A 13,147-nucleotide genomic window follows, 5' to 3' on the forward strand; every position below is an offset into this window, starting at 1 on the left:
CTACTCCAGCTCTGATAAACGCAAATCAACTATGATATGATTTATATTATTATAAACCACAGTTAGCACCTTGAACAAGGTTTTTCTAGAAAGCAATCTACCAGAAAAGGTTTCCATGAAAAGGACTATTATAATATATCATCTACTTGAATAAAACTGGGAGATAGAATAAGTAAAAAATATGAATGACATAACAACAAAGCAAGTCATATCCTTATGGGACACACAAGTTGGTGGGTTTTTGCCGGATAAAAGAGAAATGGAGATTGATAATATTTTTTTAATCTAATGCTTCAATGTTTCCGACATAGGAAAAGTATCATCTTTATTTTCTATAGAGGAAGGCACACTATTTTGATTATCATCACCATTAATTGGAGTAGTAGGGTGCATTAAAGCAACTTTCATAACTTCATCAATATTCTTAGCAAAAACTACGTTGATCCCTTCTTTGATGCTTGCCGGAATTTCTTGCATATCTTTCTCATTTTCACTTGGTATAATCACAGTTTTGATTGATCCTCTGAGCGCTGCAAGCAATTTTTCTCTCAAGCCCCCGATAGCTAAAACTCTACCACGCAATGTCACTTCGCCTGTCATAGCAACATTTTTGTTAACTGGTATATTTGTCATAAGAGAAACAATAGACGTACATACCGCGCCGCCAGCAGAAGGGCCATCTTTTGGTACTGCACCCTCAGGTACATGTAAATGTATATCATTATTTTGGAATTTTTCGGGCTTTATACCAAAAAACAAACAATTTGATCGAATATAACTATACGCAGCTTTTATAGATTCTTGCATAACCTCTCCAAGCTTTCCTGTGTATTTTATTTCTCCCTTGCCCGGAATTAGGACTGATTCTATCATCAAAATATCACCACCTGTTTCAGTATAGGCGAGCCCAGTTACTATTCCTACTAAACTCTCATTTTCCGCAATGCCAAAGGTATATTTACGTACCCCTAAATAATCTTGTAAATTGTCAACCCCTACGGATATTTTCTTATTTTTATCAGTCAATATTTCTTTAACTGCCTTTCTCATGAGCTTTGCAAGCTCCCTTTCCATACTCCGCACACCACTTTCACGTGTATATAAACGTATCAACTCGTATAACGCCTCATTAGTTATGTCCCATTCCTTCTGATACAAACCATGCTCCTTCTTTAACTTCGGAATAAGGTGGTGTGTAGCAATACTGATTTTTTCATCTTCAGTATACCCGGACAATTGTATAATTTCCATCCTATCACGCAAAGGATGTGGTAAATTTAAGCTGTTTGCCGTAGCTACAAACATTACACTTGAAAGATCAAACTCAACTTCCAAGTAATGATCCGTAAAGTGTTTATTGTGCTCAGTATCTAAAACCTCAAGTAATGCAGATGCAGGATCGCCACGCGAATCAGAACCCATCTTATCTATTTCATCAAGCAGAAAAAGCGGGTTGCATGAATTAGCTTTTTTCATGTGTTGAATGATTTTACCAGGCATTGAGCCAATATAAGTTTTCCTATGCCCTCGTATCTCAGACTCATCACGCACACCACCAAGAGCTATGCGAACAAAATCTCTTCCTACTGCTCTTGCCATAGACTTAGCTAAAGAAGTTTTACCAACACCTGGCGGTCCAACTAAGCAAAGTATAGGACCTTTTATCTCTTTTACTCTTTTTAATACCGCTAAAAATTCTATTATTCTATCTTTTACTTTCTCTATGCCATAATGATTTTCATCTAAGATTTTCTTAGCTGCATTTAAGTTAATTTTTGCATCTTTGTACTTTCCCCATGGCAACTCAAGCAACCAATGCAAGTAACTAGATATAACTGTAGCTTCAGGAGAAATGGGATTCATTTTCTTGTATCTCTTCAAATCAGTTATAGCTTTCTCTCTTGCTTCCTGAGAAAGCTTTGTTTCATTTATCTTTTTTTCAAATTCATTGAGTATATTCCCTTCATCACCATTCTCAAATTCGCCTAATTCTTTCTGTATAGCTTTCAATTGTTCGTTAAGGTAGTAAACTTTCTGAGTGCTTTCAACTTGCGATTTAATTGTCTTATATAAACGGTTTTGTGCGTTCAAAATACTCATTTCTCTCTCAATAAAAGCAAAAGCTTTTTTTAAACGCTCTTCTGGGTCATAAGCCTCAAGTATGCTTTGTTTATCTGATACTTTTATATTTAAATGTGAAGCTACCGTGTCTACAAGTTGATCAACTTCTTTGATTTGATCAATGGAGTTAATGGCAACCTCGGGCTGATTTTTCTTGTTTAGCTTACACCAGCTATCGAACGCTTCTACAACAGACCGCCTTAAAGCTTCTAAATCAATATTGTCTTCATCTTCTTTATAATGATTGTCTAACTCTACCCTGGCTTGTAATAAAGTATGAGAGCTAATATATTCTACAACTCTTCCCCTTCTTATCCCCCGGATTATAACTTTTACTGCATTGTCAGGTAATTTTATTAACGGTTGTACAATGCTTGCTAACACACCTACTTCATAAAGATCTTCAGGCTCTGGATTATCAACAGAGCCATCTTTCTGTGCTACAAGAAAAATCTCATTTTGGTGATTACTACTACTTATTGCATACTCTAGTGCATTAACAGATTTTTCTCTGCCTATGAATAAAGGCACCATTATATTTGGAAAAATTACTACATCTCTTAAAGGTAATACTGGCAATGCAGTAAAACTAGAGCTTACAGCACGTTCAATGTTCATAATATATGCCTCAAATTAATCATTACCCGTTATAACATTGCCATTGTTATTATGATTAACCGTTGCTTTTCCTAATTCTACCATTTTCTTAGTGATTACTATAGTGCTACCTTCAAAGCCTCCGTTTCCAGATGTATACATAATGTCAAGCAAAAGTGACTCCAAGATAGCACGTAACATTCTTGCACCTGTTTTGTAGCTTATAGCCTTTTTAGCAATAGCTGATATTGCTTCATCTGAAAACTCAAGGTTTACTTTGCTAAACGCAAGCAATGCTTTGTACTGTTTTATTAGTGCATTCCTTGGCTCTGTCAACACATGTATTAAATCTTCATGATCCAGCTCATCTAAAACAGCAGTTATTGGAACCCGCCCTACAAATTCGGGTATTAAACCGAATTTGATTAAATCTTCAGGTTGAACATCATGTAAAGCATTCTTTTTCTTTTGCTCTTTAGACTGACTTATATCTGCTCCAAAGCCAACTGACGTTCCCTTTTTTCTCGCTTCAATAATTTTATCGAGGCCTTCAAAAGCTCCTCCACAAATAAACAGTATGTTACTAGTATCCACTTGTATAAACTCTTGTTGTGGGTGTTTTCGCCCTCCTTGTGGCGGAACATAAGCAACTGTACCCTCCATAATCTTAAGCAGAGCTTGCTGGACCCCTTCACCTGAAACGTCACGGGTTATTGAAGTGCTTTCAGATTTTCTTGTAATCTTGTCTATTTCATCTATAAACACTATACCACGCTGTGCTTTTACAACGTCATAATTTGCAGCTTGTAATAAACGCGACAACACGCTTTCTACATCATCACCCACATAACCTGCCTCAGTTAAAGTTGTCGCATCAGCCATAGCAAATGGCACATCTGAAACTTTAGCAAGTGTTTTGGCTAGCAAAGTCTTACCAGAACCAGTGGGACCAATAAGCATTATATTTGACTTCTCGATTTCAATATCACTTATAGCATGAAATTGTACCATGGATTGACAATGGTTATACATAGCTACAGATAAAACGTGTTGCGCGTGTTCTTGACCTACAACATGCTTGCTGAGAAAGTTTTTTATATCCTCAGGTTTCTTTAGTAATAGCTTCATATCAGATATACGATCTGAATTAAAAGATCTATCTTTCTTTTGACTTATTGCTTTATGAGATAATTCTATGCACTCATTACAAATAAACACCTTTAAACCATCCGAAGAGTTAGTAATCAATTTATCTACTTCATCTTGCGCCTTGTTGCAAAAAGAACAGTAGTGTAAATCATTATTGTTATCCATTAACCCACCTTTTGTTTAACTTTAATATTTTCAATTTCAATATCTGTACGCTCAGCTATCACCCTGTCAATTAAGCCAATTTTCCTTGCTTCTTCAGGATCCATGAATTTATCTCTTTCCATCATTCCTTCAATTTTCTTCAGTGAATTTCCAGTATGTTTTTCATAAATTTGATTTAGTTTTTTCTTAACCCGCAAAATTTCATTAGCATGTATTTCTATATCAGTTGCTTGACCATGATAACCACCAGATGGCTGATGTATCATAATTCTTGAATGAGGTAGAGAGTAGCGCTTACCTTTTGTACCAGCTGCAAGCAATAAAGAACCCATAGATGCAGCTTGACCTATACATAAAGTTGAAACGTCTGGGTTTATATACTGCATTGTATCGTAGATCGACAAACCAGCAGTTACAACACCACCTGGTGAGTTGATGTACATACAAATGTCTTTATCGGGATTTTCCGATTCTAAAAATAAAAGCTGTGCTACTATTACACTGGCCATATTGTCTTCAATAGGACCTGTTACAAAAATTATTCTTTCTTTCACTAGTCTTGAATATATGTCATAAGCGCGCTCACCGCGACTAGTTTGTTCAACTACAATTGGTATAAGAGTCATACCTTTTCCTATTAAATATTATCAAATAATTCCTTTAATTCTTTCACAGAAACAATCTGCTCTTCTTTACTAACTTTTTCTATTATATAATCTGTCACTTTATACTCAAGCGCTTGCCCTCTAACTAATTCTTGAAATTGTTTATTTGATTCAAAATGCTTAAGTACTCTGTCAAATTGCACATCTTTACTGACATATTGATTTACAATAACACTCAAAACATCATTTTGAGTTAATGATATTTTATGTTCTGCACTAAATTTCATAAATAACATAGCAAGCTTTACACGTTTTTCAGCTTCTTTACGAGAATCATTTTGAGCACCCAATTCTCCTTCCATTCTTTGTTGCTCCTGTTTTACTATGTCTGTGGGTAAATCAAAACTATAATTAGCATCCAAATAATCAAACAGCTCCTTTTTAATTAAGAGATTTCTCATTTCGGTGCACTGATCACCAATCATTTTTTTTGCATGATTTATTAGCAAAGAATAATCTTTAAACCCAATACTCTTAGCTATTTCATCATCATTTTCAAAATCTTTGGCAATTTGAATCTCATTAACTCGCACAGAAAAATCAGCTTCCTGTCCTGCAAGGGAAATGGCTTGGTAATTTTCAGGAAATTTCAACTTAAAGTTCTTTGTTTCTCCCTTTTTCATACCAGTTAATTGATCTTCAAAACCATTAATAAATGTGCCAGACCCTAAATTAACGGCAAAATTTTTGCTACTTCCACCTTGAAAGAGCTTATTCCTAATCCGCCCTTCAAAATCAATTATCAATTTATCCCCATCTTTCGCTTGATAAGAAGCATCATCAACAGAGGCGAAATTGGGGAACTTTGTTTTAATAGAATCAATAAGTTCTTTTATATCTTCCTCTTCAATCTTTGCTTCAATTTTCTTTAAGTTTATTTTGTCAAGATCTATCACTGGTACTTCAGGCATCGACTCAAAAGATAGCTTGTATACAAAATTGCCCTCCTCATTTTCTTTGCCCAGATCTGGTAATGATATAACATCAACCTTAGGATAAATGTGAGACTTGACTTCAATTTTTTTCATCAAATCACTTGAGCAATAATCAATTGTATTATTTATCACATATTCCAAAGCCTCGTTTTTATAATTTGCAACAACAAGGTCATAGGGCATCTTTCCAGCCCTAAACCCAGGTGATTTTGCATTTTCTGCTATCTCTTGCAACCTGGAATTTACCTTTTGTTTTATATAATCACTACCAACTGTGATTTCATACTCATACTTTAGTTTATCTATACTAAGCTCTTTGTAGGTATATACGCTACTTACTTCGACTCTATTTTGAGGTATATTATTAGACATCATAATTCATTTATTAACATTTTAATTCATATCTTAATAGAGTCATTTTACCAGAATTTAAGTTAAACACAATCCTTAAGAACAGGTTTTTACACAAACAAAAGTGTATTTAGTGATTATAAATTTTCCCTTAAAACCTAAGTTACATGACTTTAAAGTGCGGATAGAGGGACTTGAACCCCCACGAGCAAGCTCACCAGGACCTAAACCTGGCACGTCTACCAATTCCGCCATATCCGCAAGAAATTTTCAGTACCCTATTATAGGTATTCCATTAAAAATATTCAAGGTTTAAAGTCTTACTTAATTTATGGTATTTACACAATCAAAAAAGCTTATTAACATTTCTTAATGAAAGCTCTAAACCATGAAAATCAATAATGAGATTAATAACAAGCTTCTTACTCGCAATTTTTTTGATTACACAAAGTGGTTGCACAACCCTTATAATAGGTGGTGTGGTGGCTACAGCGACAGCAACAGCAATAACAATGCAGGACAAATCCTTGGGAAATATCATTGATGATACGACTATGGTCATCAGAATTAATAAGGGGCTCTTAAAACATGGGCTATTTTCATCCATAAAGGTTAAAGTAAGTGAAGGAAGAGTATTGCTCATTGGAAGTGTTGACACTCCTGAAAAACAACTTGCAGCAGAAAAAATAGCTTGGCAGCAAAAAGAAATTAAAGAAGTGATAAATGAAATAAGAGTAATACCAATTCAAATGGCTTCCATGCTAGACACCACTGTAGATGGCATGATAACAGCGGAAATAAGAACAAGACTCCTGGGAAAAAGAAATATTAAGTCAATTAATTATAGCGTTAATACGGTTGATAGAGTTGTTTATTTGATGGGTATAGCCCAAAATAAAGCGGAATTAAAAGCTGTAATAGCAATTGCAAGAAAAGTAAAGGGAGTAAAACAAGTTGTAAGTTATGTACGATACAGGTACAGTAAGTTACGCCATTAGGCAAAAATCGCTTTCAAATTATAACATTTGTACAGTTGTGACAATAGGTAGAGAACATAAATGAAAATTGCCTTTCAGATGGATGAAAATATAAATTTTGAAACTGACACTACATTCGTGCTAATAAAGGAAGCACAAAGGAGGAAGCACGAAGTTTTTGTCTATGCTCCTAACAATTTAGCACTAAAGCTAAACCATCCAATTGCTCTGGCTCAGAAAGTCAGCGTTGATGATTTTAGTTTTATCTCTAAAGAGGATGTAGCAATCAACTTGAATGAAATGGACATCATATTTATCAGACAGGACCCACCCTTTGATATGCGTTATATTACAACAACATATATCTTAGAAAAAACCAGCGCATTGGTAATTAACAATCCAACAGAAATAAGAAATTGTCCTGAAAAATTGATAACTTCATTATTTCCAGAGCTAATTCCGCCAACTTTGATTACTGAAAATATATCAATGATTAGAGATTTCTACTACAACTATCAAGATATTATTCTGAAGCCATTGTATAGTTATGGAGGAAACGATGTGATAAGAATACAAGATGAGAATAGTATTCAAGTAGTAGTGGATCTCATGATAGCAAAATACGAATGCCCTGTGATTGCACAATCATTTTGTAAAAACATAGATAAAGATAAAAGAATATTGCTACTTTATGGCCAACCAATTGGTGTAATGAAACGAATTCCAAAAATCAGTGGAGAGATCAGAACAAACATGCGACTTGGAGCAAGTTTTGAGCCCGCTCAAATGAACGATAGAAACAATGAAATATGTAACAAAATTGGTCCTGAATTAAAGAAAAGAGGGCTAATATTTGTTGGTATTGATATTATAGATGACTTCCTGCTCGAAATTAACACAACTTCACCCACGGGAGTAGTTTATATCAATAAATTGTATAATATATCGCTAGAAAAGGATCTTTGGGACGTGTTTGAAGAAAAAGCAAGCAGCCATCAACTAAACCTGTGAACAATCACCTTAACAAACTCAGTAGTCCCATTCTTTATCCCTGTTTTTTCTGTACTATTGGTCATATCACGCAATTTTTGAGAATTATTTAATAGATCAAATAGTACCTCTGTTAGATTTTTTTTTGCTTCACTATTCTGCTCAACTATTATAGCTGCTCTCGAGTCTTCAATATATTTTGCGTTATAAAATTGGTGATTATCTTTTGAGTAAGGGTAAGGAATATATATAGCAGAACGCCTAGCAAGAGTGATCTCTGCTATTGAAGTTGCTCCTGCTCTGCTAATTACCAAGTGAGCATTGGCCAGTCTATTCTCCATATCATCAAAAAATTCACTCAATTCACAATCGATCTTTTCACTTTTGTATAGACTTTTGACCTTGTTTACATTTTTCTTCGTACATTGCTGCGTCACTCTAATTTTCTTTTTCATTTTAATAGGTAAATCACAAATTACGCTGCTTACTACATCATCAAAAAAATTTGCACCTTGGCTGCCTGCTATGACCAATATATTTAGGATTTTCTCAGTGCTAGAATGGCTCTGTGCTTTTATATCAACAAAATTTCCTGTAAAAATACATTTATTGCCCTCTGCATATTTAGTCTCCGGAAAGCTGGTTGCAATTAATTTTGCACTCTTGAAAAAGAATCTATTTACTCTCCCTAAAACTGTGTTTTGTTCATGTAAAATTATAGGTATAGAAAGAACTCTTGCTGCAAGAAGAGTTGGAAAAGAAGCATAGCTACCAAAACCAATGACCGATTTTGGTTTTAATTTTCTTACTTGATACAGTGCTAACATAGAGCTGTATATCAAGAAAAGGAAAAACTTAAATTTGTTGCTGCTTGGTCTACGTAATGGTAAGGTGTAGCTTTCTATGTCGGTATTTTTATTTGTTTTTTTATCAGTGAATAATATGCAATGGTATCCTTGTGTCTTTAGTGCTTTTGCTAAAGCTATGGCCGGAAAGATATGCCCACCTGTGCCACCTGTTGCTAAAATAATATCCATCTGTAAATAATAAATCCTAGATTGTTAACTGTTATTTAACAATTTGCACGTAGAATTTTATTAAGCGTTATGATAGTTGAGTTAAAAATGCCTAAAAGTAATAGTAAAAAAGAACCTAATGAGAAAAATAAACCTCAAGAACAAAGAGAAGGCAGAAGCGGAGGTTTTTTAGAACTGCTAAAAAATATAATAAAAATTCTTTTCAATTCGGTCGTTGACCTACCTGAGCACGAGCAGCATAATAAAATGAAAAGCACTAATCTACAACAAGGTTTGGATACTAAAGGAAAAGGCCCAGAAGATCTTCATCCAAAGGCAAAGCTTGAAGTTAAAGAAGCAGCTAAGGGATTGAAAGAAGAGTTACAGAATTCTGATGCTGGTGGTAATCAATCTATTGAAACTAAAGTGCCTAATCAAACTACTACTCAAGACATTGACAACTCTAAAACGATGGAACGTTAGTTCAACTATTTAACATCTGCAGCAAGCACTGATTCATGTATCATCTCTGAAATGGTTGGATGAGGAAAAATCGTAGATTTTATGTCGAAGTCTGTTCCTTCTAGTTGCTTTGCAAGAGCAAAATTGCTAATTAACTCCGTTACTTCTGCACCTATCATGTGGCTACCCAGAATTTCTCCGGTTTTTTTATCTATAATCGTTTTCACTAACCCTTCAGTTTCACTGAGTGCAACAGACTTACCATTAAAGTTAGAATGAAATTTTCCTATTTTTATATCATACCCACCTTTTATTGCCTGTTCCTCAGTAAGGCCGATGCTCGCTATTTGTGGATGAGAATAAGTGCAATTTGGTATGCACTCTTTTTTTAACGCATGAGTACCTTTACCAGCAATCTTTTCAATGCAGATCACGGCTTCATGGCTCGCTTTATGTGCTAAACATGGTGGGCCAGCTACATCACCTATTGCATACACATTTGATTCACTAGTTTCATACCATTCATTTATTTCAATAAAACCAGAAGGGCTTAATTTAATTTTTGTATTTTCTAAACCTATATTTTCAGTATTTGCCTGAATGCCAACCGCAACAATCACCCTATCAAATTCTTTGCTCTCACCACTACTTAGTAGCACTTGAGCAGAGTCTTTATTTTTAGTCAAAGCTTTTACGCTACTATTTGTATATATTTTTATCCCCTGTTTTGTGAATATTTCTTGTGCTAAATCTGAAATGTCTTTATCCTCCAGCGGCAAAATAGTGCTCTTTATCTCTATGATTGTTACATCAACCCCCAAAGTACTATAAAAACTTGCAAATTCTATTCCAATTGCACCAGACCCTATAATTAGTAGTGATTTTGGTAATTTGCCCGGCATCATAGCATGCTGCGCATTCCATATTAAATCTCCATCTGCCTCTATTCCAGGCAGATTCCGTGCCCTCACGCCTGTTGCTAAAATGATATGCTTGGAAACAATTTCTTGTTCTTCCTTATCGCCAGCAACTTTTATAGTACCATTGCCTGCAAGTTTACCAAAACCTTGATGAACTTTGATATTATTTTTTTTCATCAAATATGCAACACCGCTTGACAATTTATCAACAACGTTTCTTGAGTATTTCACTATTGATTGTATATCAAAATTCGCTCCCTTTACTTCTATACCAAACTCTTTTGATCTTTTTATTAGCCTATAAACCTCAGATGCTCTAAGCAGTGATTTTGTTGGTATACATCCCCAATTTAAGCATATACCGCCTAAATTTTTTTCTTTTTCCACAATTGCAGTTTTAAACCCAAGCTGTGCCGCCCTAATTGCCGCTATATAACCACCAGGACCGCTACCTATAACCGTAATATCATACTCATTCATCAGTTTTCTTCGTATTCAAAAAGATTATATATAACAGATGGAACCCATACAATCAATGGTCTGTCATCTACCGTCTTAAGAGTCAAGATAAAAGTTGTTATTTTTTATCATGGCATTTAAACAAACGATAATTTTTCTCATGACAGCAACTAATGCAACCTTAGCAGCTTTGCCAGAATCAACCAAACGCTGATAAAACGCTTTCATTTTTCTGTTGTGGCGCATAGCAACAAGAGCTGACATGTATAGTGCTTTCCTTGCATAAAACCTGCCTCCTTTGATTTGAGCTTTGCCAACTTTTCTTCCACTTTCACTAGTTTTAGGTGCAACTCCAACTAAGCATGCAATTTCTCTATTCTCTAATCTACCAAGCTCAGGCACCTCTGTCAGTAGAACGCTCGCCGTCTTTGATCCAATACCTTTATAGCTGATTAAAAGCTCATTTTTTCCTTTCAATTCAGCTATTGCGTCTTCTATGTCTTGCCTAATTTCTTTCAATTGTTTTTCAGCAAACCCTATCTGTCTTTCTATGTATTCTCTAGCTTTTCCCGTCGCACTTTGCAGGCGACACTTGTTTGCATGAATTGCATCATTTAAATTACGCTCAACTGCCCCCAGCTCCTTTAATTCCTCTTGCTTTTGTGAAATTATACATCCTTTTACTTCACCGTCTTTACTGACAAATTCAGCGTATTTTTCCAGTAATTTAGCATCTAACTTGTCAGTTTTTGCAAAATGATTGCAAGCTTTGGCAAATGCATATACCCGATTCGGGTGAGCTTTATGGACAGTTATCTTGCAACAATTTTATAATGAGCTTTTCATAGCCACCAGTTTACATATAACTTGATGGGTAAATCGACTATATTTGTTTCTATAAACTTAGATATAGCATCACTCACGTTTGCTATGCGCTTATGCTTGCCATTAATTGAGATGTCCAATGCTTCCTTGGAAACATCTACTCCCATGAAAATTATTCTAGCCATTTTTGTACCTATAAATATAATCAAACAATAATGCAAAATGCTGTATACAGGATTGTAATTCGATCTTTTAGATCCACCTACCGTTCGTACTACATTTTGCTTTAAGCCTTACTATTACCCACAAATAAAAACATAGTATTGTATTTACTCAAATAATTTAATTTTATTAACCTGAAAGCTTATTAGATTAAAATTATTAAACTAAGAGTTATAATTTTAGCAACTAAAAGCTGTAAATTGCACCATATAAACAGTTATTTCAAGCAAAAGTTATGCCATTAAGAGCTATGCAACAAACATTTATATTTGTGGGTAATAGTAAGATCTAAATCCGATAGAGCATTGTTGGCACACCATCAAAAGTCGCCTCAGACCTCTAATGCATCAATGTACAGACTTACACCTTTTAGTTGGTAATACCATTTTAGAGGTTGTCCGGAAACTAGTAAATTCAAGCATATTCCCTCTTTAACATAACCCTACTCATAGCTAGGTATATGAAATTCTCAGTGGATGTTGTGAGTAAATCATACTCCTTCGATAGCCTTCTATTCCTATTAACCCAAGCAAAAGTCCTTTCTACAACCCATCTTCTTGGCTGTACTTTAAACCCTTGTTCTCTTGTTGGTAGTAGCTCAGGTGGCGTATCTTTGTGCACCCAAAATCTACATGGAGGCCTTGTAACAATTTCAATATCTATGTCATATTCTTCCTTTATGTGATTCTTTGAATTTCTTCCTTGGTATCCCATGTCAGCCCACATTTTTTTAACTTTAGTATATTTTGTTCTCATATTGTTTAATGCTATTTTAATACCATCTCTATCATTTTCGTTAGCAGCGCCTACGTAACAACCTAGTATAAAACCCTGAGTGTCTGTAATTATATGCCTTTTTCTACCCTTTACTTTTTTACTTCCATCATAGCCTTTGATCCCCCCTTTTCTGTAGTCTTTACAGATTGACTATCTACTATACAGGCACTCGGCTGCTCATTCCTTCCTATTTTTCTTCTACTATATTTTGTAATTTCATAATTCATTTTCTCAAAAATTCCCTGCTTCTTCCATTGCCTGAACTGCTCATACACAGTCTTCCATAGCGGAAAATCATTTGGTAAATACCGCCATTGACACCCTGTACGCAATACATAGAAAATTGCTTCTAATATTTCTCTTTTGCTATACTTTGGCGGCCTTCCTCCTTTCTTGTATGATACTCTGAAGTGTTTTTCTATTCTTGCCCATTCCCTTTCGCTTAGATCTGTTGGATACTTTTTTCTCATCTTTACCCCGTACTAAAATTTCAGATATTATAGCCTTTTACTTGTT

General features: G+C 34.9%; 12 protein-coding genes and 1 tRNA gene. 3 read left to right on the forward strand and 10 right to left on the reverse strand.

Annotation, left to right across the window (positions count from 1 at the left end):
- Positions 1 to 285: 285 nt before the first annotated feature.
- The 5 genes from lon to ABWU31_RS03495 all read right to left on the reverse strand — a co-directional run bounded on the left by lon (position 286) and on the right by ABWU31_RS03495 (position 6,244).
- Positions 286 to 2,739 carry an endopeptidase La gene (gene lon, locus ABWU31_RS03475; RefSeq protein ID WP_353271064.1) on the reverse strand — a complete coding sequence of 818 codons (2,454 nt, stop codon included), beginning with the start codon at positions 2,737 to 2,739 and terminating at the stop codon, positions 286 to 288.
- Between the two features lie 15 nt (positions 2,740 to 2,754).
- Entirely contained in the window at positions 2,755 to 4,032 is a 1,278-nt protein-coding gene (gene clpX, locus ABWU31_RS03480) for an ATP-dependent Clp protease ATP-binding subunit ClpX (protein WP_338482209.1), read from the reverse strand.
- Positions 4,032 to 4,658: an ATP-dependent Clp endopeptidase proteolytic subunit ClpP gene (clpP, locus tag ABWU31_RS03485; RefSeq protein WP_006280254.1), complete on the reverse strand. Its 627-nt coding sequence runs from the start codon at positions 4,656 to 4,658 to the stop codon at positions 4,032 to 4,034. The genes clpX and clpP overlap by 1 nt, the downstream gene beginning before the upstream one ends.
- Before the next feature lie 11 nt (positions 4,659 to 4,669).
- The gene (gene tig / locus ABWU31_RS03490; protein ID WP_353271065.1) at positions 4,670 to 6,004 is read right to left on the reverse strand and encodes a trigger factor; all 1,335 of its coding nucleotides are present in this window, start codon (positions 6,002 to 6,004) and stop codon (positions 4,670 to 4,672) included.
- A gap of 158 nt (positions 6,005 to 6,162) precedes the next feature.
- Positions 6,163 to 6,244: transfer RNA gene (locus ABWU31_RS03495), tRNA-Leu, on the reverse strand.
- A gap of 140 nt (positions 6,245 to 6,384) precedes the next feature.
- Here ABWU31_RS03495 and ABWU31_RS03500 point away from each other — a divergent pair.
- Entirely contained in the window at positions 6,385 to 6,981 is a 597-nt protein-coding gene (locus ABWU31_RS03500; RefSeq protein WP_353271066.1) for a BON domain-containing protein, read from the forward strand.
- A 60-nt stretch (positions 6,982 to 7,041) separates the two neighbouring features.
- Entirely contained in the window at positions 7,042 to 7,971 is a 930-nt protein-coding gene (gene gshB, locus ABWU31_RS03505) for a glutathione synthase (protein ID WP_015589118.1), read from the forward strand.
- Here the strand turns inward: gshB and murG are convergent.
- Positions 7,956 to 8,987, reverse strand: coding sequence for an undecaprenyldiphospho-muramoylpentapeptide beta-N-acetylglucosaminyltransferase (murG, locus tag ABWU31_RS03510; RefSeq protein ID WP_353271067.1), 1,032 nt, complete (start codon positions 8,985 to 8,987; stop codon positions 7,956 to 7,958). The genes gshB and murG overlap by 16 nt on opposite strands.
- Before the next feature lie 69 nt (positions 8,988 to 9,056).
- Here murG and ABWU31_RS03515 point away from each other — a divergent pair, with 69 nt between their 5' ends.
- Positions 9,057 to 9,449 (forward strand): hypothetical protein, encoded by a 393-nt coding sequence (locus ABWU31_RS03515; RefSeq protein WP_006279962.1) that lies wholly within the window; start codon positions 9,057 to 9,059, stop codon positions 9,447 to 9,449.
- Between the two features lie 5 nt (positions 9,450 to 9,454).
- Here ABWU31_RS03515 and lpdA read toward each other — a convergent pair whose 3' ends face one another.
- From lpdA to ABWU31_RS03535, 4 genes are all read right to left on the reverse strand, one after another.
- On the reverse strand, positions 9,455 to 10,828 hold the full coding sequence (lpdA, locus tag ABWU31_RS03520; RefSeq protein ID WP_077188576.1) for a dihydrolipoyl dehydrogenase: 1,374 nt from the start codon (positions 10,826 to 10,828) through the stop codon (positions 9,455 to 9,457).
- Positions 10,829 to 10,903: 75 nt separating this feature from the next.
- On the reverse strand, positions 10,904 to 11,284 hold the full coding sequence (locus ABWU31_RS03525) for a transposase (RefSeq protein ID WP_264703069.1): 381 nt from the start codon (positions 11,282 to 11,284) through the stop codon (positions 10,904 to 10,906).
- Positions 11,285 to 11,649: 365 nt separating this feature from the next.
- Positions 11,650 to 11,817 carry a hypothetical protein gene (locus ABWU31_RS03530; protein ID WP_153296805.1) on the reverse strand — a complete coding sequence of 56 codons (168 nt, stop codon included), beginning with the start codon at positions 11,815 to 11,817 and terminating at the stop codon, positions 11,650 to 11,652.
- A gap of 451 nt (positions 11,818 to 12,268) precedes the next feature.
- A protein-coding gene (locus tag ABWU31_RS03535; RefSeq protein WP_353271062.1) for an IS5-like element ISWpi1 family transposase occupies positions 12,269 to 13,101 on the reverse strand; the annotation gives its coding sequence in 2 pieces (ribosomal slippage) (positions 12,269 to 12,732 and positions 12,732 to 13,101; 834 coding nt in all).
- Positions 13,102 to 13,147: the final 46 nt, after the last annotated feature.

Source organism: Wolbachia endosymbiont (group A) of Alloplasta piceator (assembly GCF_964028505.1).
Lineage (GTDB): Bacteria > Pseudomonadota > Alphaproteobacteria > Rickettsiales > Anaplasmataceae > Wolbachia > Wolbachia pipientis.